A 26,962-nucleotide genomic window follows, 5' to 3' on the forward strand; every position below is an offset into this window, starting at 1 on the left:
CATGAACGGCAGCGATAAGGGCGACGGGAGCGGGGAGGGGAACCCGTGTTTCCACTGCGGTCAGCCGGTACCGGCCGGGGAGGCCTGGCCGCTGCAAATCGGTGGCCATACGCGCGCGATGTGCTGCGTGGGTTGCCAGAGCGTGGCCCGTCTGATCGTCGATAGCGGGTGTGAAGATTTCTACCTGCGTCGCACGGTGCCCTCGGCACGCGTCGATCCTGAACAGTTGCTGCCACCGGAACTGGCGTTGGTGGACCTGCCCCTGCAGGCGCAGCATCACGACGCCCCCGATAGCCAGGACCAGGCCGCAGAACTGGTGCTCTCCATTGATGGCCTGCGCTGTTCGGCCTGCGTCTGGCTGATCGAAAAATACCTGGCGCGTCTGCCCGGCATCCATATGGCCGAGATGAACGTCGCCAGCGCCCGTCTGCATATCCGCCGTGATCCGGCGTTGTGCCCCACCTCCGTCATCCTGCGCGGCCTGCGTGGCCTGGGCTACACCGCCTATCCCTTCGACCCCTTGCGCCAGGGCGAGCAGGCCAGGCGCGCCTCGCGTCGCCTGTTCCGGCAATTGTTCATCGCCGGGCTGTCGATGATGCAGGTCATGATGTACGCCGTGCCGGTCTACATGACGCATGAAGGCATCGATCCCGACATGATGTCGCTGATGCGCTGGGCTAGCCTGTTCCTGACCATTCCTGCCGTGTTCTATTCGGCCCTGCCCTTCTTCACCGGTGCCTGGGCCGGCCTGCGTGCGCGCGCACCGGGCATGGACCTGCCGGTGGCCATCGGCATCGCCGCCGCCTTCGCCGGCAGCGCCATCGCTACCTGGCGCGGCGAGGGAGAGATCTGGTTCGACAGCGTGAGCATGTTCATCTTCCTGCTGCTGGCCAGCCGCTATCTGGAGACGGCGGCGCGGCGTCGCTCGGCTTCGGCGCTGGAACGCATGCAGCAAGCCTTTCCGGCGTCGGCCCTGGTGCTGGGCGGCTATCCGCAACAACGCGACACCACACTGGTGGCAGCCGCGCAACTGCAGCCCGGCGATGTCATCCTGGCCCGACCGGGCGACACCATCGCGGCCGATGCCAGCCTGATCGAAGGCGAGACCGAACTGGACCTGGCGCTGCTCTCCGGCGAGAGTCGCCCGCAATCTTTCCAGCCTGGCCAGGAGGCCCCCGGTGGCGCCGTCAACCTGAGCCAGCCGGTGTTGCTGCGGGTGGTGCGCACTACCCGCGACAGTACCCTGGCCGCCCTCACGCGACTGGCGGAACAGGCCGGGCAGGGCAAGCCGGCATTGGCGCAGTGGGCGGACCTGGTGGCTTCGCGCTTCGTGGTCGCCCTGCTGTTGCTGGCGGCGTCGACCTTCCTTGCCTGGCATCTGATCGATCCCTCGCGCGCCTGGGCCACGGCCATTGCGGTGCTGGTGGTGTCCTGTCCCTGCGCACTGTCGCTGGCCACGCCCTCGGCGCTGGCGGCGGCGACCGACCGGCTGCTGCGCGAAGGCACGCTGGTGGTGCGCGGCAATGTGCTGGAAGCCCTGCAACGCGCCGATACCATCGTCTTCGACAAGACCGGCACCCTGACCCAGGGGCGGCCGCAACTCACCGCCTTCTGGAGTGAAGGGCCGCAGTCGCGGATGCTGGCGATGGCCGCCGCCATGGAGCGTGGCAGCCTGCATCCGCTGGCGCGCGCGCTGGTGCAGGAAGCGATGGAGCAACAGATCCGGCCGGTCGACGTCACCATGCTGGAATCGGTGACCGGCGCCGGCATGCAGTGCCAGATCGACGGCGTGATCCACCGCATCGGCGCGCGCCGCTTCGTCGCCGACATCGCGGGTGACGCCCTGCCCGGTGCACTGAACCAGCCGGTGGCAGCCGGTGCCGGCGCGGTGTACCTGGGCAGCAGTGCCGGCTGGCTGGCGCGCTTCGACCTGGCCGATGCACTGCGGCCCGATGCCGTGGCCACCGTGGCCGCGTTCCGCAGGCTCGGGTTGCGCACCATTCTTCTCAGCGGCGACCAGCCCGACGTGTGTGCCGACGTCGCTGCCGCAACAGGCATCAGCGACGTGGTCGCCGGATGTACGCCGCAAGGCAAGCTGGACTACGTGCGTCAGTTGCAGCAGGGCGGGGCGGTGGTGGCCATCGTCGGCGATGGCATCAACGATGCGGCCATGCTGCGTGCCGGCGATGTCTCCTTTGCCATGGGCAAGGGCGCGGCGCTGGCGCAGATCAGTGCCGATGCCGTGATCATGAGCGACCGCCTGCAGGCCGTGGCCGATTGCGCCGGCATGGCGCAGCGGACCATGCGCATCGTGCGGCAGAACCTGGTGTGGGCCACCCTCTACAATTTCCTGGCCATCCCGGCCGCTGCCTTCGGCCTGCTCGATCCGTGGATGTCGGCGGTGGGCATGTCGCTCAGTTCGCTGCTGGTGGTGGGCAATGCCCTGCGTCTGAGCCGCCGCGCACGCGGCTCCGGGCGCGTTGTCGACGAGGCCTCCAGCGACATCGCTGCACCCGCGCCGGCGCTGGCAGGAGGTGTCTGATGGAAGCGCTCTACCTGCTCATTCCCTTGAGCACCCTGCTGGTGTTCGTGGCGATCTGGATCTTCTTCCGCGCCTCCGATAGTGGTCAGTTCGATGACCTGGAAGGCCCGGCCATGCGCATCCTCCATGACGACGATGCCGTCCCCGGCAAGGATGCTCCAGGCGCGCCCTGAGTCCTTCCTTCAAGCCTGTCCCTGGGGGCAGATATCGTCTTTTTCCTGCGTCTTTCCTGTTGTTTATCCGTCTTTGTTTTCATGCTTCTCCCCGCTTTGATACACGTCAATGCCCCAGGGGAACTCGACCCGTAAGCTCGCGTTGATCAGTACTCAACATAGTGGGGAGAGTTTCGTGAGCAAAGAAAATAGCTACAACTACAAGGTTGTGCGCCAGTTCAGCGTGGCGACCATCCTGTGGGGCGTAGTCGGCATGCTGGTCGGTGTGTTCATCGCCGCCCAGCTGGCATGGCCCGAATTGAACATGGGGATTCCCTGGCTGAGCTTCGGCCGGCTACGTCCCTTGCATACCAACGCTGTCATCTTTGCCTTCGGCGGTAGTGCGCTGATGGCAACCTCGTACTACGTCGTGCAGCGTACCTGCCAGGTACGACTGTTCTCCGACTTCCTGGCCGCCTTCACCTTCTGGGGCTGGCAGGTGGTCATCGTCGGTGCAGCGGTCTCGCTGCCGCTGGGCTTCACCCGTGGCAAGGAATACGCCGAACTGGAATGGCCCCTGACCATCCTGATCGCCGTGGTCTGGGTCGCCTACGCCGTCGTGTTCTTCGGCACCATCGTCAAGCGCAAGGTGCAGCACATCTACGTGGCCAACTGGTTCTACGGTGCCTTCATCATCGCCGTGGCCATCCTGCACATCGTCAACGGCATGACCATGCCGGCAACCATGACCAAGTCCTACTCCATGTACAGCGGCGCGCAGGACGCCATGATCCAGTGGTGGTACGGGCACAATGCGGTGGGCTTCTTCCTGACCGCCGGCTTCCTGGGCATGATGTATTACTTCATCCCCAAGCAGGTCAACCGTCCGGTCTATTCCTACCGCCTGTCGATCGTGCACTTCTGGGCGCTGATCTTCACCTACATGTGGGCCGGTCCGCACCATCTGCACTACACCGCACTGCCTGACTGGACCCAGTCGCTGGGCATGGTGTTCTCGCTGATCCTGCTGGCACCGTCCTGGGGCGGCATGATCAACGGCATGATGACCATGTCGGGCGCCTGGAGCCAGCTGCGCACCGATCCCATCCTGAAGTTCCTGGTGGTGTCGCTGTCCTTCTACGGCATGTCGACCTTCGAAGGTCCGATGATGGCCATCAAGACCGTCAATGCCCTGTCCCACTACACCGACTGGACCATCGGCCACGTGCACTCCGGTGCCCTGGGCTGGGTCGGCTTCGTCACCATGGGTGCGATGTACTACCTGATTCCGCGTCTGTCGGGCAAGACCCAGATGTGGAGCAAGGACCTCATCGAGATTCACTTCTGGGTCGCCACCATCGGCATCGTCCTGTACATCGCCGCGATGTGGATCGCCGGTGTCATGCAAGGCCTGATGTGGCGCGCCGTCAATAGCGACGGCACCCTGACCTACACCTTCGTGGAAAGCGTCAAGGCGACCTATCCGTACTACGTCATCCGTCTGATGGGTGGACTGATGTACCTGTCCGGCATGCTGGTGATGGCCTACAACACCTGGCGCACGATGCGCGGCACCGAACTGGCCGTCGCACCGATTCCTGCCGTGACCAACGCTGCGCACTGATTTGGGGGAAATATGAAGTTTTCGCATGAATGGATCGAGAAGAACCCCTGGCTGCTGATCGGCCTGGTGCTGCTGGTGGTGAGCGTCGGCGGCCTGGCCGAGATCGTGCCGCTGTTCTTCCAGAAATCGACCACCGAGCCGATCGCCGGCCTGAAGCCCTACTCGGCGCTGCGCCTGGCGGGCCGCGACGTGTACATCCGCGAGGGGTGCTACAACTGCCACTCGCAGATGATCCGCCCGCTGCGCGCCGAGACCGAGCGCTATGGCCACTATTCCGTGGCGGGCGAATCGGTCTACGACCACCCCTTCCAGTGGGGTTCCAAGCGGACCGGTCCTGACCTGGCCCGCGTCGGCAGCCGCTACAGCGATGAATGGCATCGTGCCCACCTGCACAACCCGCGTGACGTGGTGCCGGAGTCCAACATGCCGGCCTACCCGTGGCTGGAACAGACCAAGCTGGACAACTACGACATCGTCTCGCGCATGAAGGCCTTGAAGCGCATCGGCGATCCGTACACCGAAGAAGACATCAAGAACGCCCCGGCCGAACTGGTCGGCAAGACCGAGCAGGATGCGCTGATCGCCTACCTGCAGGGCCTGGGCATCCTGATCAAGGCGGAGAGATAAGACCATGATTGAAATGATTACCGATCCACGCAGCCTGATCACGCTGATCAGTTTCATCACCTTTGCCGGCATCCTGTGGTGGACCTACGTCGGCCACAAGCCCGCCGATTTCAAGCAAGCCGAGATGATTCCCTTTGCCGACGGCGATATCGGCCAGCCGGCTGCGGAAGGCGTCGACAAGGAGGTGCGCCATGGCTGATTTCACCAATGGTTTCTGGAATATCTGGATCATCGTCCTGACCGTGCTGGGCATCGCCGGTTGTGCGCTGCTGCTCTGGCAGCAGTCCAACTGGAAGGTCAAGAAGGGCGACCAGCCGGTCGCCGGGTCCACCACCGGCCACGTCTGGGACGAAGACCTGAGCGAACTGAACAACCCCCTGCCGCGCTGGTGGATGTGGCTGTTCTACCTGACCATCTTCTTCTCGGTCGGTTACCTGGTCGCCTATCCGGGCCTGGGCAACCTGCCCGGTACCCTGGGCTGGCGCTCGACCGGCGAGCACGATGCCGACGTCAAGGCCGCTGAGGCCAAGTACGGTCCGCTGTTCGAGGGCTTCATGAAGCAGGACCTGAAAGAGGTCGCCGCCAATCCGCAAGCCCATGCCATCGGCGAGCGCCTGTTCCTGACCTACTGCGCGCAGTGCCACGGTTCGGATGCCCGCGGCAACAAGGGCTTCCCCAACCTGACCGACAACGACTGGTTGCATGGCGGTACCCCGGAGATCATCAAGGAAACCATCCTCAAGGGTCGCCATGGCGTGATGCCTCCGATGGGCGCCGCAGTGGGCAGCGACAAGGATGTCGACAACGTGGCCAACTACGTGCTGAGCCTGTCCGATTCGGCACATGACCCGATCAAGGCTGAACTGGGCAAGTCCAAATTTGCGGCCTGCATGGCCTGCCACGGTCCCGGCGGCAAGGGCAACCAGGCACTGGGCGCGCCCAACCTGTCGGACAAGATCTGGCTCTATGGTGGCAGCATCGACACCATCAAGGAAACCATCAACAAGGGCCGTGACAACACCATGCCGTCGTTTGGCGAGTTCCTCGGCGAACCCAAGGTGCATGTTCTGGCCGCCTATGTGTGGAGCTTGTCCAACAAGCCCAGCAATGCAGCCGCCAAGTAAGCCGTCTTGACGACGTGACGTCATCCGCCGCCGGGACTGACGCAGACAAAGATCTGCGCGCTCCCGGCGGTTTCGTGAAAGGCGCTTCTCACCACAGTCTGGAAGCGCACAGAGAGTGAAAGCAGATCAGGCAATACCATGGACAAGGCCGTAACGAAACCCGGGCAGGACAAGGAGGGGGACCTGCCACCCCAGAGCGCCGACAGCAAGGACGGCAAGGAGGAATACGCCGTCATACGTATGTATGCCGCGCGTGAACCGATCTACCCGCGCGAGATCCAGGGCCGGTTTGCCAGCCTGCGCTGGCTTTGCGTGTTCCTGACGCAGCTGGTGTTCTACGGGCTGCCGTGGATCAACTGGAACGAGCGCCAAGCCGTGCTGTTCGACCTCGCTTCCCGCAAGTTTTACCTGTTCGGCCTGGTACTCTGGCCGCAGGACTTCATCTGGCTGGCCGCATTACTGATCATCTGTGCGTTCAGCCTGTTCCTGTTTACGGCCGTGGCCGGCCGTGTGTGGTGTGGCTATGCCTGCCCGCAGACGGTCTATACCGAAATCTTCCTGTGGATCGAGCGCCGCATCGAAGGCAATCGCAGCGCGCGCATGCGCCTGGACCGCCAGGGCTGGTCGTTCGACAAGCTGTGGCGCAAGTCGGCCAAGCATCTGGCCTGGGGCGCGCTAGCCCTGTGGACGGGCATCAGCTTTGTCGGCTATTTCTCGCCCATCCGCGACCTGCTGCCGGAGATCGGCAGCCTGGCCCTGGGACCGTGGGAAATGTTCTGGATCGGCTTCTATGGCTTCGCCACCTATGGCAATGCCGGCTGGATGCGCGAACAGGTCTGCAAGTACATGTGCCCCTATGCACGCTTCCAGAGCGCCATGTTCGACCGCGATTCACTCATCATCACCTACGACGCCGCTCGCGGCGAGCCGCGCATGCCGGCCGCCAGGGCCGCCAAACTGGAGACTGGCAGCAAGGCCGGCGACTGCATCGATTGCACGATGTGCGTGCAGGTCTGCCCCACCGGCATCGATATCCGGCAGGGCCTGCAGTACATGTGCATCGGTTGCGCCGCCTGCGTCGACGCCTGCGACAGCGTGATGGACAAGATCAAGCGCCCGCGTGGCCTGATCCGCTACTCCACCGAAAACGCCGTCGAGCAGGGCTTCTCGACCTCGGAAATCCGCCGTCGCCTGTTGCGTCCGCGCATCCTGATCTACACCGCCATCCTGGGCGTGGTGATTGCCTTGTTTGCCAGCTCGCTGTGGATACGCACGCCGCTGAAGCTGGATGTGATCCGTGATCGTGGCTCCATGGGGCGTGAGGTGGAAGACGGCATCATCGAGAACGTCTACCGCCTGCAGGTCATCAACACCGATGAGCGCGGCCATCGCTACCGCATCAGCGCCAGCGGCATCGATGGATTGACGGTCGATCCGGCCGAACCCATCGAGATGGCCGCCACCCAGACCTTGATGGTACCGATCCGTGTGCGCGCGCCGCATGGCGCGGGTGAAGTCGGCTCCAACAAGATTCGCATCGCCCTGCAGGCGGAAGACCAGCCGTCAGTGCAGGTCAGCGAAAAGGCCGTGTTCCTGGTGCCGCGACGCTGAGCCAAGACCTGTCCCCATCCGTTCAGAGATAGAGAGGAAATCATGCAAACCTTATCCCCCAAGCTGGCCCCCGCCACACCCTGGTATCGTCATCGCTGGCCGTGGCTGTTGATGTCCGGTCCGGCCGTGGTCGTGGTCGCCGGCATCTTCACCGCCTGGCTGGCCATCTCGCGCGCCGATGCGCTGGTGGCTGACGACTATTACAAGCAGGGCAAGGCCATCAACAAGGACCTGCGTCGTGACCATGAGGCGCAGCGCCTGGGCGCGGCCATTGGTATCGGCTACGACCCGGCGGCTGCCGTGCTGCGGGGCCGGCTGCAGATGCGCGAAGTACCGGCGGTCGGCCAGGAAGGGCAGACCCTGATCATCAGCCTGGTGCATCCGACCCAGCCTTCCAAGGACCGGACCCTGATGGTCCGTCCTGCCGCCGACGGAACGTTCTCGGTTCCCCTGGCGGAGCTGGAGCAGGCGCGCTGGCGCCTGGTGGCCGAAGACGGCAGCCATGCCTGGCGGTTGCACGGCAACTGGGTGTGGCCGCAACAGCGCAGCATCGAAATGAATGCAGAGGCCTACGCACCGGTCGAATAATGCGCTAAGCTGCCATCAAACCGGCTGCAAGACCGGTCAGTCTACGGATGAAATAACTGAAGGAGACAGCCATGCGCAAACAGCAACGTAATATCGCCATCGTCCTCTGGGTGGCTTTTCTGATGGCCATCGCGGCCGAAGGCGTGTTCTTTTCCCTGTTCAACCCGGACGAGCTGGCCATGGTCTCAGGCCATGAATGGGAAGCGATGGGCGCCTACACCGTCGGTTTCTTCTGCTTCTGGGGGAGTTTTGCCGTGTGCGGCCTGCTGGCCGTGCGGCTGACCCGGGCGCTGCCTCGCGAGCGCCTGCGTCATTTCGTCCAGGGCTGAACGCCCCAGACGAGGTCGGGACTACACGGCTGCGCGTGCGGTCGTGGCAGGTGCGGGGGTGGATGACTCCACCCCAGCCGCCAGGCGCTTCAGGGCCGGCAGATCGACCACTTCCACGTCACGTTGCTCCACGGCCAGCAAGCCCAGCTTGCGGAACTTGGAGATCAGCCGGCTGATGCTTTCGATGGTCAGCCCGAGATAGTTGCCCACGTCCTGGCGTGTCATGCGCAGCTGGAAACGGGTGGACGAATACCCACGGGCTGCATAGCGCGAAGACAGGTTGACCAGGAAGGCGGCAAAGCGTTGTTCGGCACGCATATTACCGAGCAGCATGATGACGTTCTGTTCACTGGTGATCTCGTGGCTCATCATCCGGTGGAAGTGACGCAGCAGGTGCGGGATCTGGCCGAACAGCTGTTCCAGGCGTGCAAACGGGATCTCGCAGACTTCACTGTCCTGCAGCGCCACCGCATCGCATTGATGCGTCTCGGTGCTGATCGCATCCATGCCCAGCAGTTCGCCAGGCATCTGGAAGCCGGTGATCTGGCGATCGCCGTCGAGGTTTTCCTGATAGGTCTTGAAGTGGCCCACGCGTACTGCGTACAAGGCCGTGAACTGGTCGCCGATGCGGTAGAGGAAATCATCGCGGGCCACCTTGCGGCGACCGATGATCTTGTCCAGGCGTTTCATGTCGGATTCGTCCAGGCCCATGGGCAGGCACAGCTGGTGCATGCCGCATGCGGTGCAGCTACGCAGTGCGGAGCTGGCGGCCGCTTCACGTGCAGCCGTCAACGACGAACACTGGGACAGGGGAGCAGCGGCATTGGCCGATGCGGAAAGTGGAGCGGAGTGACAAGACTGGTTCATACGATGTTCCCGGCGGACATGTGGCAATCGAATGACTCGATTTTAAGTGCGCGGAACAAGATAAGCAGCACAGTATTCCCGAATCAGACGGCATTTCTTGTCCCAGATCAAACATGAACAAAGTAGAACTCATTTCATAAATAGGCGCGAGTGCGAGCGAGTCCCGTTTGGGATGAAGTGCAAGGCTCGAATTTGGGTCAAGACTGGGCGTCTTGACCCAAATTCGTAACGCAGCAATTCGCCCAAACGGGCCGCTCCCTCCGGGTTCTGCCCAGAAAGGGCGCGGGCCGCGTTGCGCTCCTTGCGTGTGGCACCACCACACGACGCGTCGCGCGCCTTGCCAGCGCCCTTTCTGGGCAGAACGCATCTCGCGACTATTTATGAAATGAGTTCTAATCGCCGCATCGGGCTGCAAGGCGGGCATTCGGGGCTGGAACTCCGCTGAAAAGCGACAGTTGTCTGCTTTTGGCGTGAGAAGTGCAAGAAGGGAGGAGCGGCCTTGATGGGGGAAAGTGGGCGGTATCGCGGGGTTACCGGGGACCCGCGAATGCCCTTCCATGCGACCGTCTTGTTATTGAAGCTTCAGCTACATCGTGGCTACCTGAACGGATGGCACAGGCAGTGCCATTGATTGCCGATCACGCCTCTGCCGTGCTCTTGCTCATGTCCGGCAGCGGCAGCGGGGTGCTGGTGGGGCGACCGCGATAGTCGGTCCAGCACAGGCGCTTGAAGTCGTATAGCTTGCAGCGGCGAGCAGTATCGAAGTACCAGCGCCACGAGAAGCGCTGGATCACGATCCGGCCCGGCAGCATGGTTTCCAGCTTCTTCTGGGCTTGCTTCAGGCGGTACAGCGGCACGCTCATGTCCACGTGGTGCGCGGTGTGTTCCATGATGTGATGCAGCAGCGCGCCCCAGTAGCGACCGAAGGTCAGGTGCACGGTGGTGGAGACGAAGGGCTGGGCAGCGGCCCAGGTGATCTTGTCTTCATACCAGGCCACCGAGGTATGCGTATGGTGGACATACACCACGAAGCCGATCATGGCCTTCCAGAACAGCAGGGGAATGGCAAAGCCGGTCACCAGCAGCGTCCAGAACGATTGCTCGGTGGCTTGCGCGGCCCAGGCCAGGCCACCGACCCAGAGGGCGGCCACGATGGTCACCAGCACGCCATCCCACATGAATTCGGCGCGACGGGTAGGCATCTGCTTCTTCGAGGGGAAGTACATGCGCTTCCACCACATGTCGATCATGTAGTACAGGCCGGGACCGAAGCCGCTGCGGTAGATGCGCTCCAGGCGCTGGCGCCAGCGCGGCAGGGCGCGGAACTCTTCCAGCGAACGCGGTTGCCAGACGAAATCGAAACCCTTCAGGTTGGTATAGCCGTGGTGCACCACGTTGTGACCGACGGCCCACAGGCTGTAGGGGGTCAGGGAGGGCATGAACAGCATGCGGCCCAGCCAGGTATTGAGCTTGCGGTTGGGCGTGAAGGCCTGGTGGCAGGCATCGTGGCCGAGGATGAACAGGCGCCCGATGATGAAGCCATTGACCACGCCCAGCGCGATCTTGGCCAGCAGCCAGGGGACCCAGATCACGGCCGCAAGGCTGGCGCCGAACAGGCAGAAATCCAGTACCGACAGCGCCAGCGCAATGGCGGTGCTGCGCTGGCTGATCGGGATCACCCACGATCGGATGATCTTGCGATGGGGCATCGGTGCGCCTGGCGCGACCGGTGTGTTGGGGTGCGAAGTCGTCGACATCGAATTTACCTCTTCCTACTTTCAAACGGTGGACGGGGGAGCATGCCGCATGAGACTGCTCCTGCTAACGCTGCAAATGGCGGATGGCGTTTGCAAAGGTGTGGGCGTTCGGCTCGGGACCGATGGCGGGGACGTTAGCGCTGATCCCAAAAAACAACGCGACCGGTCATCAGGGATGACGGATCGCGCCGTTTGGGTGCGGCAAGAATACCTTAGAAACGGTAACCCACGCCAACGCCGATCAGCCACGGGTCGATCTTGACGTTGCTGATCTTGGTGCCGGAGGCGGTCTTCACGTCGCTGGAGATCTGCACCTTCTTGACGTCGAAGTTGAGCACCCAGTTCTTGTCGATCTTGTAGTCCGCGCCCACCTGCAGGGCACCGCCCACGCTGCTGCTGTCCAGACGCAGGCCACCATCGATATTGACGCTGGAGATGCGGGTGTAGTTGATACCGGCGCCGACGTAGGGGCTGAAGGCTGCTTCAGGCATGAAGTGGTATTGCAGGGTCAGGGTCGGCGGCAGATGCTTGAAGGTACCGATCTTGGTGCCGGACAGGCGCACGTCCTGCTTTTGCGGATAGGTCAGCACCAGCTCGGCGGCGATGTTCGGGGTGAAGAAATAGCTGATGTCGAATTCGGGGATCACCTTGTTGTTGATGGTGATCAGGTCCGAGGCGCCTTGTCCAAGCACGGGGTCGGACTTGTTTTCCGGGCTCAGGTTGACGGCGCGTACGCGCACCAGCCACGGGCTTTGGGCTTCCTGTGCGAAGACGGGGGCGGCAAACGAGGATGCCAGGGCTGCCACGGCGGCAGTGATTGTGACGATTTTTTTCACGGTTTTTACCTGTCGAGTGAGGATGTGCGAAAGGTACGCGTGAAGCGGCTGGCGGGCTTTGATGCCGATCAAGCGGGTCGGCACAAGGTGTGGAAACAGCAGATCTGCGGGCGCAAGAGTGACGAAAGAGTCACGAAAGAGTGACAGAAAGCATCACAGAAAGCGCAACAGCCCGGCCTGCATACACAGGTCGGGCTGTTGACGGCCATAGGCATAGCGTACGGCCCGCAGGCCGCGCCCGGGCTTACTCCTTGAAGCGGGCTTCGCGGGCCAGCTTGGTCAGGTTTTCCGGATCTTCGAAGGCCTTGTAATAGGCATTCAGTGCCGGTGCGCCACCCAGGTGGGCATACAGCACGCGCTGGCCCTTGAAATGACCCTTCTTGGCCATGTCGATCAGGCCGTCGATGGATTTACCTTCATAGACAGGATCGGTCAGCATCGCTTCCATCTCGGCCGCGGTGCGGATGGCGGCGATGGTCTGCTCGCTCGGCAGGCCATAGGCCGGGCCGCTGTAGTCGGGGATGATCTCGATGTCGGCATCGCGCACCACCACGCGCTGACCACCCTTGGAGGCGATCAGCTCGCTGGTGTCGTTGGCGATCTTGGTGACGGCGCGGCGGGTCATGGCTTCGTCGTCGGCGGTATCGATACCGATCACGCGGCGACGCTTTTCCTGCGCGGCGAAGCCCACCACCATGCCGGCCTGGGTGGAACCGGTGCAGGTGGCCACCACGATGTTGTCGAAGAAGATGCCCAGCTGCTGCTCTTGCATCGCCACTTCGTCGGCGAAGTTGGCATAGCCCAGGCCGCCCAGCGGGTGGTCCGAGGCCCCGGCCGGAATTGCGTAGGGCTTGCCGCCCTTGGCGCGCACTTCTTCCAGGGCGCGGGCCCAGGTGTCCTTCTCGGTGGTCGAATAGCCGTAGCCGCCCATGATGGGGTTGCCGCCCATGATGCGGGTCAGCAGGATGTTGCCGACCTTGTCGTAGACCGGGTCATCCCATTCCAGCCAGGTTTCCTGCACCGTATAGGACTTCATGCCGACTGCGGCCGCTGCCGCACAGACCTGGCGCGTGTGGTTGGACTGGATGTTGCCGATCGAGACCAGGGTGTCGCAACCCTTGGCCAGGGCATCGGCCACCAGCCATTCCAGCTTGCGGATCTTGTTGCCGCCGAAGGCCAGGCCCGAGGACACGTCATCGCGCTTGGCCCAGACTTCCACGCCCAGCATGGCGGAGAGTCGTTCCAGCTTGTGAATGGGGGAAGGGAAGAAGCCCAGCGTCTTGCGCGGGAAGAGTTTGTCGAGTGCCAGCATGGGGTTGCTCCGGTTCAGGTGGATTCAGGAAAAGTGGTCCGATTCACATCGAATCGCCGGGATCAACTTTACGCCGCCTCATTTAAATGGTGCTTCCGAATTTATGGCATGATTCGGTTGAAAGAAGTGACGTAAATTATTTCGTGAAAATATCCATTCGACATTGCAAGAATAATCGGAATAATCATCATGACGCTAGATCGCATGGACAAGCGCATCCTCAAGGCGCTGCAGAAGGATGGCCGCATCGGCAATGCCGAGCTGGCCAAGAAGCTGGGCATGAGCGCCACGGCCTGCTGGAACCACACCAAACGCCTGATGGACGAGGGCTATGTGAAGGAAGTGCGCGCCATCCTGGACCCCGAAAAACTGGGCCTGCCGGTGCTGGTGACGGTGGGCGTGGTGCTGGACCGCTCCACGCCGGAGAGTTTTGCCGAATTCGAAAAGGCCGTGCGCGACATCGCCGCCGTGCAGGAGTGCCTGCTGCTGGCCGGTGAATTCGATTACTGGATCAAATTGCGGGTCAAGGACCTGCAGGCCTTCAACCGGCTGCACGCCAATACGCTGCTGCGCCTGCCGGGTGTGCGGCAATTGCGTTCCTTCTTCGTCCTCAACGAGGTGAAGAACAATCCGGAACTCGTGGTCGAATGAAGGATCTCGATTCCAGTCCTATACTTCACCTTTCTTCACCTTTGCATTTCACGTCTGAACGTTGTTCCCGTCTTGCATTCACCTTCAAGGATTCCCGATGACCTCGACCACTTCCACCTCCAGCACCTCCTTGCGCGGCCTCTATCCCCCGATAGAGCCCCATGATCATGGCCTGCTGGATGTCGGCGACGGTCACCAGATCTATTGGGAAGTATGCGGCAACCCGGCCGGCAAGCCGGTGGTGTTCCTGCATGGCGGGCCCGGTGGCGGTAGCGGCCCGTCGCACCGGCGTCTGTTCAATCCGGAGAAATACCGCATCGTCCTGTTCGACCAGCGCGGTTGCGGCCGCTCGCTGCCGCACGCCAACCTGGACGCCAACACCACCTGGGACCTGGTGGCCGATATCGAACGCCTGCGCGAGATGCTGGGCATCGAGCGCTGGCAGGTCTTCGGTGGTTCCTGGGGCAGCACCCTGGCACTGGCCTATGCCCAGACCCATCCGCAGCGCGTGACCGAAATGGTCTTGCGCGGCATCTTCCTGCTGCGCCAGGCCGAGCTGGACTGGTACTACCAGGAGGGCGCATCGTGGATGGTGCCGGACCGCTGGGACGAGTTCCTCGCGCCGATCCCCGCCGCCGAGCGCGGCAACCTGGTGCATGCCTACCGTAAGCGCCTGACCGGCGACGATGAAGCTGCCAAGCTGCAGGCCGCACGCGCCTGGAGCCGCTGGGAAGCCAGCACCATCACGCTGGTGGCCGATGAACGCCTGATCGATTCCTTCAACGATGCCCAGTTCGCACTGGCCTTCGCCCGCATCGAGAACCACTACTTCTTCCACAAGGGCTTCATGGAAGAGGGCCAGTTGCTGGCCAATGTGTCGCGTCTGGAAGGTATTCCCGCCGTGATCGTGCAAGGGCGCTACGACCTCGCCACGCCGGCCAGGTCGGCCTGGGATCTGCACCAGGCCTGGCCCGGCTCGCAGCTGCACCTGATCGACAGCGCTGGCCACGCCTACAACGAACCCGGCATCCTGGACCAGTTGGTTGCCGCCACCGACCGCTTCGCCGGCGGCTGATCGGCGGACCGGCAGACCCTCCAGCCTGCCCGGCGCCAAGCGCTCCCTTTCACGGGGAGTGCTTTTTTTACGCCTCAGTCTTTCCTGCGGCCGCGCTTGCCGGCTGGCTCATCCGTGGCACCGGCCGCGGTGGCCGCGCTGGCAGCCTGTGCCGAATAACTTTCCTCCAGTTCCGCCAGCCGCCCGTTGAGCTTGCCCAGCACCCGCGTCAGCGTGGCGATTTCCTCTTCCTCCAGCGCCGCGAACAAGCCATCGATAAAGGTTTTCTTGACCGGCTCCGAGGCGCGCAGCACTTCTTTGCCGGCGGCTGTCAAAGCGATGTGCTTGACCCGCCGGTCACTGATGTCGCCCGTCCGTTGCACCAGCCCGTCGCGCTCCAGCGCATCGATGGCCTCGGTGATGGTGCGCGGCGCGAAGCCGAAGGCCGTGGCCAGGTCGGCCGCCCGCACCGGACTGTTGCGCTCGATGTGGCCGAGCATCTTGTTGCGCGCCAGCGAAGCCCCTTCGCCGGCCATGAGCTTGTCCAGCGTGCGGTGCGAGCGGATGTAGAAGTCGCGCAGCGCCTCGGCAGCCCCGCTGTAATCGTTTGAAAAGCCTGTAGACATGATTTTCCTGGATACCATATCATATGGTACCTCATTAATATTTTCGCTCACAAAAAGTGAAGCGTAGTGTTGCTGATCAGAAATCTTGATGACGCCACATTGAAGTCCCCGGCAATTCCCCAACGTCACTCCACGCCATCATCGCCCCGATATTAGGATAAAAAAGATGACCGACGCCACACCCAGCAGTCAGCAGTCAAACCAGCAGCCCAGTCAGCAGCAAGCGGAGCCATCCACCTCCGCCCCCGGCGCCAATGCCAATACGAACACCAACGGCGACAAGAACAACCCAGCCAAGAAGCGCATGAGCCCGCGCGCCCGCTTCATCCTGCGCGCCCTCGGGCTGGTGGTGCTGGTGGTAGTCGTGGCCTGGGTGCTGTACTACCAGTTCCGCGGCAAGTACCTGGAAAGCACCAACGATGCCTTCATCCATGCCGACAGCGTGACCGTCTCCTCCAAGGTCACCGGCTACGTGGACCAGGTGCTGGTGGCCGACAACCAGATCGTCAAGGCCCGCCAGCCGCTGGTACGCATCGACGCCCGCGACTATTCCGCCCAGGCGGCGCAAGCCAAGGCCCAGATCGACGCCGCCAGTGCCAGCCAGGAAGCGGCCAATGCGCAACTGGCCGAGCAGCAGGCCGCCATCGCCCAGGCCAAGGCGCAACTGGCCGCCGCCGAAGAGGATGCGCGCTTTGCCTCTTCCGAAGTGGAGCGCTACACCCCCCTGGCCGCCTCCGGCGCCGAAACCCGCGAGCGCCTGACCACCCTGCGCAACCAGCAGGCCCAGGCCCGCACCACGGTGGCGGCGCGTCGTGCCGCCCTGGATGCGGCCCAGCTGCGGGTGCGTTCGCTGCAGGCCCAGGTACGCCAGGCCCAGGCCCAGGGGGAAACCGCCAAGGCCCAGTACGACGCCGCCAGCGTCAACCTCGGCTATACGGAAATCCGCGCCAGCGTCGATGGCCGCATCGGTGACAAGCAGGTGCGCGTCGGCCAGTTCGTCTCGGCCGGCACGCGCATGATGACGGTGGTGCCGACCCGCTTCTACGTCTCCGCCAACTTCAAGGAAACCCAGATCGGCCTGATGCGCATCGGCCAGCCGGCCAGCATCAAGGTCGATGCCTTGCCCGGCGTGGAATTCCACGGTCATGTCGAAAGCCTCTCGCCCGGCACCGGCGCGCAATTCTCGCTGCTGCCGCCGCAAAACGCCACCGGCAACTTCACCAAGATCGTCCAGCGCGTCCCGGTGCGCGTGGCCATCGACGCCACGCCGGAAGAAACCCGTGCCTTCGTGGCCGGCCTGTCGGTGACGGTGGAGGTCAACACCATCGCCGCCAAGGATGAATTGCGCGCGCTGCGCGAGCGCACCAGCGAAGCCAACGCCACCCGCAAGGAGCCGCAGTGAGCAGCGCCGCCCCCACCCCTGCGGTGAAGGCCAATGGCGCCAACCCGGAGAAGGCCGACGCCGGCGCCTGGCTGGCCGTGGCCGCCGGCACCCTGGGCGCGCTCATGGCCACGCTGGACATCTCCATCGTCAACTCCTCGCTGCCCACCATCCAGGGCGAGATCGGCGCCTCCGGGACCGAAGGCACCTGGATCGCCACCGCCTACCTGGTGGCCGAGATCGTCATCATCCCCATGTCGGCCTGGCTGGAACGCCTGCTCGGCCTGCGCGTGCTGCTGTTGACGGCGGCCAGTCTCTTCACCCTCTTCTCGGTGCTGTGCGGCCTGTCCACGACGCTACCGATGATGATCGTCGGGCGGGTAGGGCAAGGCTTCACCGGTGGCGCGCTGATCCCCACCGCCATGACCATCATCGCCACCCGTCTGCCACGCGCCCAGCAGCCGGTGGGCAATGCCATGTTCGGCGCCACCGCCATTCTCGGCCCGGTGCTGGGGCCGGTGATGGGCGGCTGGCTGACCGAGAACGTCAGCTGGCACTACGCCTTCTTCATCAACCTGCCGGTGGGCGCGGCGCTGATCACGCTGCTGCTGGTGGCGATTCCCTATGAGCGTCCCCGCTTCGAGCAACTGGCCCAGGCCGACTGGTTCGGCATCGCCGGCCTGGCGTTGGGCCTGGGTGGCCTGACGGTGGTGCTGGAAGAGGGCGAGCGCGAGCAGTGGTTTTCCTCGCCCGGCATCCGCTGGCTGGCGGCCACCTCGCTACTGGGCTTCCTCCTGCTGGCCATCGGCCAGATCCGCTCGCGCCACCCGGTGATCCAGTTGCGTCTGCTGCGGGACCGCCAGTTCGGCTCGGTGGTGATGATGGCCATGATCGTCGGCGTGGCGCTCTACGGCACGGCCTATGTGATCCCGCAGTTCCTCTCCGGGATTGCCGGCTACAACTCGCTGCAGTCGGGCTGGATCGTGCTGCTCTCGGGCGTGCCGATGATCCTGATGATGCCCTTCACGCCGCTGCTGATGCGGCTGGTCGATATCCGCATCGCCGTCGGTACCGGCTTCCTGCTGCTGGCGGCGTCGGCCTTCATCGAGACCGATCTCAGCCCGCTGTCCTATGGCGGTTCCTTCGTGGCCTCGCAGCTGATGCGCGGTGTCGGTACCGTGCTGGCCATGCTGTTCCTGAACCAGGCCGCGATCCGCTCGGTGCCGGCCTCGCAGGCCGGCGACGCTTCCGGTCTCTACAGCGCAGCGCGCAACCTGGGCGGCTCGCTGGCGCTGGCCGCCATCGCGGTGATCCAGGACCAGCGCCTGTGGCTGCACAGCCGCCGCCTGGAAGAAAGCCTTTCTGCCAATTCCGACCTGGTGCAATCCGGCATCGGCGCGCAAGCCCAGCTGCTGGGCGGCCAGGATGCCGCCATCCAGTTGCTGGGCTCCACCATCCAGGTCCAGGCGCTGACCATGACCTATGCCGACCTGTTCTGGATGCTGGGCGTGGCCATCCTCTGCGTCACGCCGCTGGTGCTGTTCCTGCGCCCCTTGCCCACCCATGCCGCGCCGGTGGCTTCTCATTGATGATGAACATGGACAAGACTCTCCCTCTCTTTACTCCCGTACGCCTGGTCGCCCTGGCCGCTGCCGCCCTGCTGGCTGGCTGCGCCCTCGGGCCGGAATACGCCGGCCCACCCGACGCCGCGCCGCAGGCGCAGCGCAGCGGGCAGTTCGTGCGCGCCGGCGATCTCGCCAATGCCGCAGCACCGCTGAACCGCTGGTGGGAAGCGCTCAACGACGCCCAGCTCAACCGCCTCGTGCAGCAAGCCCTGCAAGCCAATCCCAGCCTCGGTAGCGCCCGCGCCCGGCTGCAGCAATCGCGTGCCAATCTCGACCTGGAACAGGCCAACGCCGCCCCCAGCGTCGGCGCCTCCGCACTGGCCGCGCATGCGCGCCTGCCGCCGGCCAACCTGGGTGCGCTGACCGGCGGTTCCAGCTCCGGCGGTTCGTCCGCCTCCAGCGTGAATCTCTACAACCTGGGCGTGGACGCCAGCTGGGAGGCCGACCTCTTCGGCGCCCATCGTCGTGCCATCCAGGCCGCCGGTGCCAGCGCGCAAGCCGCCGAAGCCTCGCTGGCCGATGTCCAGGTCAGCCTCACCGCCGAAGTGGTCAACGCCTACATCAACCTGCGCGACCGCCAGCAGCGCTTGGCCCTGGGCGAACAATCGGTACAGGCCCAGCAGGACATGCTCGCCCTGACCGGCCAGCGCGTGCAGCGCGGCACCGCGTCCTCGCTGGACCAGATCCGCGTGCAGAACCAGCTCGATGCCACCCGCGCCGAGCTCCTGCCGCTGCAGGCCGAACGCGAGGCCTACCTCAACCAGCTGGCCACCTTGCTGGGGCAGGAGCCCGGCACGCTGGATGCCGAACTGAACGCGGCCTCACCCTTGCCCCTGCCACCGCAACAGGTTGCTGTCGGCGATCCGGTCGCGCTGCTGCGGCGGCGTCCCGACGTGCGTGCTGCCGAACGCACCCTGGCCGCGGACACCGCCAAGATTGGCCAGGCCGAGGCCGCGCGCTATCCCAGCCTGAAGCTCTTCGGCGTGATCGGCCTGGGCGGTACCCATCCCTCCGATCTCACCCGGCTGGATGATTTCGTGGCCCTGGGCGCGCCGATGCTGAGCTGGAATTTCCTCGACTTCGGCCGTGCCAAGGCACGCGTCACGCAAGCCGAACAGGTGCGTGACGAAGCCGAGATGAAGTATCGCCAGGCCGTGCTGGAAGCCCTGCGCGACGCTGAGGATTCGCTCTCGCGCTTCCGTTACGGCCGCATCACGGTCGCCACCCTGGCGCGCAGCAAGGCCTCCGCCGACCGTGCGCTGGAGTTGGCCAGGCAACGCTACCAGGCCGGCACCGGCACCTTGATCGAGGTACTCGATACCACGCGCCAGCAGATCAGCGCACAGCAGAACCTGCTGCAGGCCGAGGCCAACCTGACGCGCAGTTTCGTCGGCATCCAGAAAGCCCTGGGACTGGGCTGGGGAGAGGCCGAAAGCTGATCCCGCGCACTGATCCTGCGCGGTAGGGGGACGGGGCGCGGTGGCCTCGTTCCCTTTCCCTCGCTGTCCCTCGCAGCCCCTCGCAGTCCCCGTTCCGCTTCATTTCTCCCTCACCGCGCCGCCGTCCTTTCCATTTCTGCAGAACTTCCGCGCAGTTCTTCACCTTCCTTCCTTGTGTGCCGGCGGGCATGTGCGTCCGCTGTTCTTCCTCTGCACAACACTTCACTTTTTATTGTTCTGAGCATCGACCCTGGAAATAGACGCGACGTAATGCATGACAGTCGCGGTGTCGCTCTTCGGCAGCTTTTCAGCGCTGGCGCAAGCCCGGCACATCGTCCGCCCTGCACCATCGGACAATATTAAGAATCGGATCGCAACCCGACAATCCCCTCCCAAAAAACCATCGGGCCGCTGCATATCGCGTTCCCGGAAAACCAGAAATCAGGACGTCAGGGAGACTCCATGAGAGAGGGATGCGTCCTATCAAAGGCGCCGCGGCATGTCGCCTGGACCGACAGGCCCGATGCCGTCGGCTGCCGGTCGCCGCCGCCTGCTCGCCAGCCACCTGGCCACCTGGCCACCAGACCCATCACATAACAAGGACAGCCGTCGCGGCCTTCTGCGGCGAGTGAGTCTCGATCAAAAAAAATACCTCAGGGCAGGGAATGAACATCAAGAAAAACGCGGGCAGAGCCCGTGCGCGTGCAGCCGCGCCCGTCTTCCGCAGACATCAACTGTACTGCGCCGTGCTGATGACGCTTGCCCCGGCACTGGTGCTGCCGGCCAGCGCACAGAGCTTCGTCCACTACGACGCAACGCGCAGCAACGACCGCGACGCAGCTGCGGCCAGCTGGGCCGCCGCCGACGAGTTCAAGAGCGACTGGGGCCTGGGCGCCATGAATGCGCAGCAGGCCTATGCAGCGGGCTTGAGTGGCCGTGGTATCAAGCTGGGAGCCGTGGACTCCGGCCTCTCGCTGACCCACCAGGAATTCGCCAAACGCAATGTCAAGGCCTTGATCGTGAGCGGCATCTACGCCAACGATGGCTTCCAGATGTCCGGTGGACGACAAGCCTGGAGAGCCGGCGATGCCTTCAACACGACCGGTGCCAAGTCGTCGCGCAACGACAATCATGGCAGCCATGTGTCGGGCAGCATTGCCGCCGCCAGGAACGGCGTGGGCATGATGGGCGTGGCCTTCGAGAGCGACTATCACATCACCAACAGCAACGGCACCGATGCCTCCGTGTATGGCATCAACATGGACTACAACTACTTCAGGGCGGCCTACGGCAACCTGGCCAACGCCGGTGTGCGGGTCATCAACAGTAGCTGGGGCAACCCCGATGCACGCGACGACGTCAACACCGTCGCCGGCGTATATGCCGCCCATCTGCGCGTGATGGGCAGCGACAAGAAATCCTGGTTGCAAGCCGCCGCCGATGTGGCGCGCGAGACCAACGTGCTACATGTCTGGGCGGCCGGTAACAGCGGACGCGACAACGTCAACGTGCGTTCGGCGCTGCCGTACTTCCAGCCGGACCTGGAGCAGAACTGGCTGACGGTCACTGCCTTGACCAAGGAACTGGTGCAGCCCAGCTTCAGTAATCGCTGCGGACTGGCCAAGTACTGGTGCGTGTCGGCCCCGGGGGCGGCAATCAACAGTCTGGGGGCGAAATCCGACTCTGCCTACGACAGCGAGAACGGCACCTCGATGGCCGCGCCCCATGTGACCGGCGCGCTCGGCCTGCTGATGGAACGCTATCCCACCCTGGACAACCAGGCCATCCGCACCATCCTTCTCACTACCGCCAAGCACCTGGGCAAGGGAGCAGCCGATGCGCCCAACGAGCTCTTCGGTTGGGGCATCCCCGACCTGGGCAAGGCCCTGAACGGTCCGGCGCAGTTGCTGGGCCGGTTCAATGCGCATCTTCCTGCCGGCGCCGAGGATACCTGGAGCAACCACATCTCCGAAGCGGCGCTGGTGCAACGCAAGAGCGAGGAACGACAGAAGCTGGCGGACTGGCGCGCCATCCCGGTGGCAACGTTGCAGGCGGCCGTGCAGGAGGCCTCGCGCGAGCCCCTGATGCGTATCGGCGAACAGATGAAGTCATCCTATGACGTCTCCCTGAAGCGGGTGCAGACCTTGCGCCAGCTGGAGGTCAAGGTCAAGGCGGATTCGAGCGATGAGCTTCTGGATGCCTACACGGCCGCCGCCGAGGCCGTCAGTGGTGACACCATCGCCTCGACCATCATGACCCTCATGAAGACCGGCGAAAACCCGAGCACCGACAAGGTCATCGCCACGCTGCTGGCAGCCGAGCCGTCCGTGAAGCTGGCCAGGGGGCCGCTGGATGCCTACGAGGCACAGAGCGCCTATCTCAACCATGTCGCCAAGAAGACCGATACCGACTACGTGGGCGTGCTGGTCAAGACCGGCGCGGGCAGCCTGACGCTGACGGGAGATAACCGCTATTCCGGCGGCACCCTGTTGCAGGGCGGCACGCTGGGCGTGGGGTCCAACACCGCGCTGGGCAGCGGATCGCTGTCCATGTCGGATGGCACCACGCTGCGCGCTGCTGCCGATGGGCTCGCGCTGGCCAATGCGCTCAGCCTCAGCGGCACAGGCAATATCGACACCCAGGCCTACAACATGACGCTCTCCGGTGCCATCAGCGATGGCGCCAGCGCCGGTACCCGCAGCGCCCGCTCCTGTCGTCCGTCCCTCACCCATCACGATCGCCGCCACTGCTGCAGCACCAGTTGCACCGGTGCTGGGCCAACAGATCCAGGCGCCGTCCACCAAGGATATGGCTGAGGTTGCCGCTACGATCGCCCGGTTGCCGGATGCTGCCAGCGTGCAACGCGCCGCCAGCCAGACCTTGCCCAGCAATGTCGGCTCCGGTGCCATTCGTGGCTCCATGGCGTCGGTGAATCGCGTCATCGCAGCCCGCGCCGAGATCGGCAGCGTCGGCGGCGCAGGGGTCGGCAGCGGGGTGTCGTCGGGTGAGACTGGCAGTGATCGCCAGGTCTGGCTCATGCCCTTCGAGTCGCGCACCAACCAGGGTGACCGCAACGGTGAATCCGGCTTCAGCGCCAGTACCTGGGGCATGGCGACCGGTGCCGAGATGGGCCTGGGCAACGGACGCATCGGCCTTTCTTACGCCTATGCCAGCACCAAGGCCAACGGCAATACCGCCCTCACCGGTACCGGCAGCCGCAGCCGTCTCGAGTCCAACGTGGTGGCCCTCTACGGTACTGCCCCGCTGGGCGAGCTATCGCTGACCTGGCAGGCGGATCTGGGTCGCAACGGCAACCGGCTGTCGCGCGAGATGCGGTTCGGTAGCCTGCACCGCACTGCCACCAGCCGCTTCCACAGCTGGGATGCGCATCTGGGGACCAGCGCTTCATTCACTCTGCCCTTGACTGAAGTGATGAGTCTGGTGCCTTCCCTGCAGATCGACTACACCCGTCTGCAGAGCCCGTCCTACACCGAGAGGGGAGCCGGGGACCTGAACCTGTCGGTACAGGGCAAGAGCAGCGAAGCGCTGTTGCTCGGCACCGGTGCGCGGCTGAACTACGTGCTGACGCCGTCGTCGCAGATCAGCGGCCACATGGGGGTCAGTTACGATGTCATCAACGGCCGTGACGAACTGGTGGCCACCTATGCGGGTGCACTGGGCCAGGCCTTCACCACGCCAGGACCGTCGCACTCGCCGTGGCTGTTGAAGGCGGGTGTGAGCTATGGCTTCAAGCTGCCGAAGATGACGGACATCGCTTTGCGCTACGATGCCGAAGGCCGCAGCGGCTTTATCAACCAGTCGGCGTCGGTCAAGGCGCGCTGGCGCTTCTGATCCATCCGTGGATGCGCTGACACGCTGAAACCCTGAAGTCCCTATGCGGCCGCTCTCGTAGCGGCCGCATAGCGTTTACGGGTCGTTGAGCGGCGCCGGGGGGCGGGTCTTCGTTGGCCGGGCTGCAGATGGCAGGTGCTCACAGATCCTTGCTCAACTCGGCCACCAGGTAGTCCAGGAAGATTTCCACACTGCGCGGCAGGGTCCGGCCGGCCAGCGTCTGCACCTCGACGAAGCGCCCATCGGCAGGACAGTCGCGGATGGGGCGCATGGTCAGCTCCCCGCGTGCGATGCGGTAGCGCACGGTGACGTCGCCGGTGATGGAGAGCGCATCGTTGTCCAGCACGTAGTTGTGCAGGGCCTGGATGTAGTTGCTGGTCATCACCGGTTCGATGGCCACCTGTTGCCGGCTGCAGGCGATGTCGAAGAGCTGGCGCAGCGTCGTGGTGGGGTCGGGCAGGGCCATCGGGTAAGGCTTCAGCTGCCCCAGCGAGAGATGACGGAAACGCGCCAGTGGATGGTCGTTGCGCATCACCAGGCCGATCGGTCCCGGCTGCCGGTGCACCACCTTGATTTCCGGTTCGGGCAGGCGCGCAAAGGTCAGCCCGATGTCCGCATTGCCTTCGCGCACCTGGCGCGAGACCACGGCCGGCGCGCCCACGAACAACTGGAACACGAAGCCCGGATACTTCTTCTGGAAGGCGTTGATCACGCGCGGCAGGAAGTCGATGGCGAAACCCTCCGAGGCCGACAACCGGACCCGCCCGCTGCGCAAGCCCTTCAGGGCTTGCAGGTCGGCCACTACGCGGTCGGCCTCCAGCGCCATCTTGCGCGCATGCGCGGCCAGCATCTCGCCGCCGGCCGAGAGCACCATGCCGCGTGGCCGCCGTTCGAACAGCACCGTGTCCAGGATTTCCTCCAGGCTGCTGATCTGGCGGCTGATGGCCGAGCTCGCCACGTTGAGCCGTTGCGACGCCTCGCTGATGGAGCCACAGCGAACGACTTCCAGGAAGTAACGCAGGGCGGTGTCTTGCAGATGCTGCGATTTCATCATTGACCTCGTTGGATGCGGTCAGCTCGGATCAATCCCGATTCCTGACCAATGCTGACCTTCTTTTCGCGCCGGCTTGCAGCAAGGGAGACTGCTTTATTTGGTGCGCGCCTCACGCCTTTGGTGCAAGGCCTTCGTCCTTCGTCCGCACGCCGATGCTGCACCTGCGCCAAGGGCCCCGGCCCAGTAGCGATGCGGCTTTGGCAGGGGTGTGTACATTGTGGTGCACAAATTATGCGTTGCTGGTTTGCGAACGCAGGCATAGAAATTTGATGATTGTGGCATCGATAAATCCTAGCCTAGTATGCCCTTCGACGTCGCTGTTTTTTCACAATTCTCTTATTCGAATGAAGGGGCTGGAATGAACGCACTACAGAAATCCATGCTGGGCTGGTCACGATGTGCAGTGTTGGTGGCGGGCGCCATGACGGCCTTTGCGGCCCATGCCAACAAGGCCAACGACACCCTGGTCTATGCCTCCGACAGCGAAGTCGAAAACATCAGCCAGTATCACAACAACCTGCGTGAAGGCGTGATCCTGGCCCACCTGATCTGGGACACGCTGGTCTATCGCGATCCCAAGACCAACGAATACAAGCCGCAACTGGCCACCGCCTGGAAGTGGGAATCGCCCACGGCCCTGGTGCTGGACCTGCGCCAGGGCGTGCAATTCCAGAACGGCGACAAGTTCGGCGCCGATGATGTGGTGTTCACCTTCAACTATGCGGTCTCGCCAGAATCCAAGGCCGTCACGCGCCAGAACACCGACTGGATCAAGAGCGTCGACAAGCTGGGCGACTACAAGGTGCGCATCAACCTGAAGGGACCGTTCCCGGCAGCGCTGGAATACCTGGCCGGCCCGCTGCCGATCTATCCCGCCGCCTATTTCAAGAAGGTCGGCCTGGAAGGCTTTTCCAAGGCGCCCATCGGCACCGGCCCCTACAAGGTCACCAGTGTCACTCCGGGGCAGGGCGTGACCCTGGTCAAGAACACCAATTATTTCAAGGACAGTCCGCAGGGCCAGCCTTCGATCGGCAACATCAAGTTCGTGGTGATCCCCGATCCGGAAACCCGCGCCGCCCAACTGATGACCGGCGCCATCGACTGGATCTGGCGCGTGCCGCCGGACCAGGCCGATTCGCTCAAGACCAATCCCAAGCTGGCGGTGCAGAGCGGTGAGACCATGCGGGTCGGTTTCATCACCCTCGACACCACCGGTACCTCGGCCCCCAATTCGCCGTTCAAGGATGTGCGCGTGCGCCAGGCGGTCAACCATGCGATCAATCGCAAGGGCTATGCCGAGAACCTGATGCGCGGCGGCAGCCAGCCGGTCTATACGGCCTGCTTCCGCACCCAGTTCGGTTGCGACAGCAATGCCGCCATCAAGTTTGACTACAACCCGACCAAGGCCAAGGAACTGCTGGCGGCGGCCGGCTACCCGAACGGCTTCGATACCGACATCTATGCCTATCGCGAACGTGAAGTGGCCGAAGCCATCATCGGTGACCTGCGCAAGGTCGGCATCCGCGCCCGCCTGCACTACATGAAGTTTGCCGCGCTGCAGACCGAGTACCGCAGCGGCAAGACGCCAATGAGCTTCTACTCCTGGGGCTCGTTCTCGATGAACGATACCTCGGCCTTCGCCGGTGTCTATTTCAAGGGCGGCGCCGATGACATCACCAAGGACCCGCAACTGCAGCAGTACCTGCAGACCGCCGATACCTCGATCGATCCGGCAGTGCGCAAGGCCAACTACACCAAGGCCCAGGAACTGATTTCCAAGCAGGCCTACGTGGCGCCGATGTTCTCCTATTCGACCTTCTACGCCTACAACGCCCAGCTCAATTTCCAGGGTTACCCGGACGAGCTGCCGCGTTTCTACGAGGCTTCCTGGAAGTAAGTCTGGCAGTCCAG

23 protein-coding genes are annotated in these 26,962 nt (G+C 63.9%); 17 read left to right on the forward strand and 6 right to left on the reverse strand.

The window, feature by feature from the left end:
• Position 1: 1 nt before the first annotated feature.
• The 9 genes from HFRIS_RS14890 (at position 2) to HFRIS_RS14930 (ending at position 8,597) form a co-directional block, all read left to right on the forward strand.
• Positions 2–2,542 (forward strand): heavy metal translocating P-type ATPase, encoded by a 2,541-nt coding sequence (locus HFRIS_RS14890; protein ID WP_006464221.1) that lies wholly within the window; start codon positions 2–4, stop codon positions 2,540–2,542.
• Positions 2,542–2,715: a cbb3-type cytochrome oxidase assembly protein CcoS gene (gene ccoS, locus HFRIS_RS14895; protein ID WP_006464222.1), complete on the forward strand. Its 174-nt coding sequence runs from the start codon at positions 2,542–2,544 to the stop codon at positions 2,713–2,715. Before HFRIS_RS14890 ends, ccoS begins: the two co-directional genes overlap by 1 nt.
• 175 nt (positions 2,716–2,890) lie before the next feature.
• Complete coding sequence (gene ccoN / locus HFRIS_RS14900) at positions 2,891–4,318, forward strand: cytochrome-c oxidase, cbb3-type subunit I (RefSeq protein WP_006464223.1); 1,428 nt, start codon at positions 2,891–2,893, stop codon at positions 4,316–4,318.
• Between the two features lie 12 nt (positions 4,319–4,330).
• Complete coding sequence (ccoO, locus tag HFRIS_RS14905) at positions 4,331–4,945, forward strand: cytochrome-c oxidase, cbb3-type subunit II (RefSeq protein WP_006464224.1); 615 nt, start codon at positions 4,331–4,333, stop codon at positions 4,943–4,945.
• A 4-nt stretch (positions 4,946–4,949) separates the two neighbouring features.
• The gene (locus tag HFRIS_RS14910; RefSeq protein WP_006464225.1) at positions 4,950–5,144 is read left to right on the forward strand and encodes a cbb3-type cytochrome oxidase subunit 3; all 195 of its coding nucleotides are present in this window, start codon (positions 4,950–4,952) and stop codon (positions 5,142–5,144) included.
• Positions 5,137–6,069 (forward strand): cytochrome-c oxidase, cbb3-type subunit III, encoded by a 933-nt coding sequence (gene ccoP, locus HFRIS_RS14915; protein WP_006464226.1) that lies wholly within the window; start codon positions 5,137–5,139, stop codon positions 6,067–6,069. Before HFRIS_RS14910 ends, ccoP begins: the two co-directional genes overlap by 8 nt.
• A gap of 138 nt (positions 6,070–6,207) precedes the next feature.
• Positions 6,208–7,680, forward strand: coding sequence for a cytochrome c oxidase accessory protein CcoG (gene ccoG / locus HFRIS_RS14920; RefSeq protein ID WP_006464227.1), 1,473 nt, complete (start codon positions 6,208–6,210; stop codon positions 7,678–7,680).
• A gap of 42 nt (positions 7,681–7,722) precedes the next feature.
• On the forward strand, positions 7,723–8,268 hold the full coding sequence (locus HFRIS_RS14925) for a FixH family protein (RefSeq protein WP_006464228.1): 546 nt from the start codon (positions 7,723–7,725) through the stop codon (positions 8,266–8,268).
• A gap of 71 nt (positions 8,269–8,339) precedes the next feature.
• Complete coding sequence (locus HFRIS_RS14930; protein ID WP_006464229.1) at positions 8,340–8,597, forward strand: hypothetical protein; 258 nt, start codon at positions 8,340–8,342, stop codon at positions 8,595–8,597.
• Positions 8,598–8,618: 21 nt separating this feature from the next.
• Here HFRIS_RS14930 and fnr read toward each other — a convergent pair whose 3' ends face one another.
• The 4 genes from fnr to HFRIS_RS14950 all read right to left on the reverse strand — a co-directional run bounded on the left by fnr (position 8,619) and on the right by HFRIS_RS14950 (position 13,369).
• Complete coding sequence (gene fnr, locus HFRIS_RS14935) at positions 8,619–9,464, reverse strand: fumarate/nitrate reduction transcriptional regulator Fnr (protein ID WP_039875915.1); 846 nt, start codon at positions 9,462–9,464, stop codon at positions 8,619–8,621.
• 638 nt (positions 9,465–10,102) lie between these two features.
• On the reverse strand, positions 10,103–11,221 hold the full coding sequence (locus tag HFRIS_RS14940) for a fatty acid desaturase (RefSeq protein ID WP_244436303.1): 1,119 nt from the start codon (positions 11,219–11,221) through the stop codon (positions 10,103–10,105).
• A gap of 212 nt (positions 11,222–11,433) precedes the next feature.
• Positions 11,434–12,057 carry an OmpW/AlkL family protein gene (locus tag HFRIS_RS14945; protein ID WP_006464232.1) on the reverse strand — a complete coding sequence of 208 codons (624 nt, stop codon included), beginning with the start codon at positions 12,055–12,057 and terminating at the stop codon, positions 11,434–11,436.
• 244 nt (positions 12,058–12,301) lie between these two features.
• Entirely contained in the window at positions 12,302–13,369 is a 1,068-nt protein-coding gene (locus tag HFRIS_RS14950) for a 1-aminocyclopropane-1-carboxylate deaminase (RefSeq protein WP_006464234.1), read from the reverse strand.
• A 189-nt stretch (positions 13,370–13,558) separates the two neighbouring features.
• On the opposite strand from HFRIS_RS14950, the gene HFRIS_RS14955 reads away from it, so the two are divergent.
• Positions 13,559–14,020 (forward strand): Lrp/AsnC family transcriptional regulator, encoded by a 462-nt coding sequence (locus tag HFRIS_RS14955; RefSeq protein ID WP_039875916.1) that lies wholly within the window; start codon positions 13,559–13,561, stop codon positions 14,018–14,020.
• A 97-nt stretch (positions 14,021–14,117) separates the two neighbouring features.
• Positions 14,118–15,095: a prolyl aminopeptidase gene (gene pip / locus HFRIS_RS14960; RefSeq protein WP_039875918.1), complete on the forward strand. Its 978-nt coding sequence runs from the start codon at positions 14,118–14,120 to the stop codon at positions 15,093–15,095.
• 74 nt (positions 15,096–15,169) lie between these two features.
• On the opposite strand, the gene HFRIS_RS14965 is transcribed toward pip, so the two are convergent.
• Positions 15,170–15,700, reverse strand: coding sequence for a MarR family winged helix-turn-helix transcriptional regulator (locus HFRIS_RS14965; protein ID WP_006464237.1), 531 nt, complete (start codon positions 15,698–15,700; stop codon positions 15,170–15,172).
• A gap of 166 nt (positions 15,701–15,866) precedes the next feature.
• On the opposite strand from HFRIS_RS14965, the gene HFRIS_RS14970 reads away from it, so the two are divergent.
• From HFRIS_RS14970 to HFRIS_RS14990, 5 genes are all read left to right on the forward strand, one after another.
• Positions 15,867–17,102, forward strand: a complete 1,236-nt coding sequence (locus HFRIS_RS14970; RefSeq protein ID WP_006464238.1) for an HlyD family secretion protein — start codon at positions 15,867–15,869, stop codon at positions 17,100–17,102.
• Positions 17,099–18,670, forward strand: coding sequence for an MDR family MFS transporter (locus tag HFRIS_RS14975; protein WP_006464239.1), 1,572 nt, complete (start codon positions 17,099–17,101; stop codon positions 18,668–18,670). Before HFRIS_RS14970 ends, HFRIS_RS14975 begins: the two co-directional genes overlap by 4 nt.
• Entirely contained in the window at positions 18,670–20,145 is a 1,476-nt protein-coding gene (locus tag HFRIS_RS14980; RefSeq protein WP_006464240.1) for an efflux transporter outer membrane subunit, read from the forward strand. Before HFRIS_RS14975 ends, HFRIS_RS14980 begins: the two co-directional genes overlap by 1 nt.
• A 752-nt stretch (positions 20,146–20,897) precedes the next feature.
• Positions 20,898–22,961: a S8 family serine peptidase gene (locus HFRIS_RS24555; RefSeq protein ID WP_161625981.1), complete on the forward strand. Its 2,064-nt coding sequence runs from the start codon at positions 20,898–20,900 to the stop codon at positions 22,959–22,961.
• Positions 22,954–23,997, forward strand: a complete 1,044-nt coding sequence (locus HFRIS_RS14990; protein WP_244436304.1) for an autotransporter outer membrane beta-barrel domain-containing protein — start codon at positions 22,954–22,956, stop codon at positions 23,995–23,997. The genes HFRIS_RS24555 and HFRIS_RS14990 overlap by 8 nt, the downstream gene beginning before the upstream one ends.
• A 139-nt stretch (positions 23,998–24,136) precedes the next feature.
• On the opposite strand, the gene HFRIS_RS14995 is transcribed toward HFRIS_RS14990, so the two are convergent.
• On the reverse strand, positions 24,137–25,048 hold the full coding sequence (locus HFRIS_RS14995; RefSeq protein WP_006464243.1) for a LysR family transcriptional regulator: 912 nt from the start codon (positions 25,046–25,048) through the stop codon (positions 24,137–24,139).
• Between the two features lie 361 nt (positions 25,049–25,409).
• Here HFRIS_RS14995 and HFRIS_RS15000 point away from each other — a divergent pair, with 361 nt between their 5' ends.
• Positions 25,410–26,948, forward strand: coding sequence for an ABC transporter substrate-binding protein (locus tag HFRIS_RS15000; RefSeq protein ID WP_006464244.1), 1,539 nt, complete (start codon positions 25,410–25,412; stop codon positions 26,946–26,948).
• Positions 26,949–26,962 lie beyond the last annotated feature (14 nt).

It is taken from the genome of Herbaspirillum frisingense GSF30 (genome assembly GCF_000300975.2).
Classification (GTDB): domain Bacteria; phylum Pseudomonadota; class Gammaproteobacteria; order Burkholderiales; family Burkholderiaceae_D; genus Herbaspirillum; species Herbaspirillum frisingense.

Bases quoted from the DNA above. Each gene is read 5' to 3' on its own strand.
- HFRIS_RS15000 (WP_006464244.1), top strand. From the start codon at position 25,410: ATGAACGCACTACAGAAATCCATGCTGGGCTGGTCACGATGTGCAGTG.
- HFRIS_RS14970 (WP_006464238.1), top strand. From the start codon at position 15,867: ATGACCGACGCCACACCCAGCAGTCAGCAGTCAAACCAGCAGCCCAGT.
- HFRIS_RS14940 (WP_244436303.1), bottom strand. From the start codon at position 11,221: ATGTCGACGACTTCGCACCCCAACACACCGGTCGCGCCAGGCGCACCG.
- HFRIS_RS14990 (WP_244436304.1), top strand. From the start codon at position 22,954: ATGGCTGAGGTTGCCGCTACGATCGCCCGGTTGCCGGATGCTGCCAGC.
- HFRIS_RS14965 (WP_006464237.1), bottom strand. From the start codon at position 15,700: ATGTCTACAGGCTTTTCAAACGATTACAGCGGGGCTGCCGAGGCGCTG.
- ccoP (WP_006464226.1), top strand. From the start codon at position 5,137: ATGGCTGATTTCACCAATGGTTTCTGGAATATCTGGATCATCGTCCTG.
- HFRIS_RS24555 (WP_161625981.1), top strand. From the start codon at position 20,898: ATGACGCTTGCCCCGGCACTGGTGCTGCCGGCCAGCGCACAGAGCTTC.
- ccoG (WP_006464227.1), top strand. From the start codon at position 6,208: ATGGACAAGGCCGTAACGAAACCCGGGCAGGACAAGGAGGGGGACCTG.
- HFRIS_RS14995 (WP_006464243.1), bottom strand. From the start codon at position 25,048: ATGAAATCGCAGCATCTGCAAGACACCGCCCTGCGTTACTTCCTGGAA.
- HFRIS_RS14950 (WP_006464234.1), bottom strand. From the start codon at position 13,369: ATGCTGGCACTCGACAAACTCTTCCCGCGCAAGACGCTGGGCTTCTTC.
- HFRIS_RS14980 (WP_006464240.1), top strand. From the start codon at position 18,670: ATGATGAACATGGACAAGACTCTCCCTCTCTTTACTCCCGTACGCCTG.
- HFRIS_RS14955 (WP_039875916.1), top strand. From the start codon at position 13,559: ATGACGCTAGATCGCATGGACAAGCGCATCCTCAAGGCGCTGCAGAAG.
- fnr (WP_039875915.1), bottom strand. From the start codon at position 9,464: ATGAACCAGTCTTGTCACTCCGCTCCACTTTCCGCATCGGCCAATGCC.
- HFRIS_RS14910 (WP_006464225.1), top strand. From the start codon at position 4,950: ATGATTGAAATGATTACCGATCCACGCAGCCTGATCACGCTGATCAGT.
- pip (WP_039875918.1), top strand. From the start codon at position 14,118: ATGACCTCGACCACTTCCACCTCCAGCACCTCCTTGCGCGGCCTCTAT.
- ccoO (WP_006464224.1), top strand. From the start codon at position 4,331: ATGAAGTTTTCGCATGAATGGATCGAGAAGAACCCCTGGCTGCTGATC.
- HFRIS_RS14925 (WP_006464228.1), top strand. From the start codon at position 7,723: ATGCAAACCTTATCCCCCAAGCTGGCCCCCGCCACACCCTGGTATCGT.
- HFRIS_RS14930 (WP_006464229.1), top strand. From the start codon at position 8,340: ATGCGCAAACAGCAACGTAATATCGCCATCGTCCTCTGGGTGGCTTTT.
- ccoS (WP_006464222.1), top strand. From the start codon at position 2,542: ATGGAAGCGCTCTACCTGCTCATTCCCTTGAGCACCCTGCTGGTGTTC.
- HFRIS_RS14890 (WP_006464221.1), top strand. From the start codon at position 2: ATGAACGGCAGCGATAAGGGCGACGGGAGCGGGGAGGGGAACCCGTGT.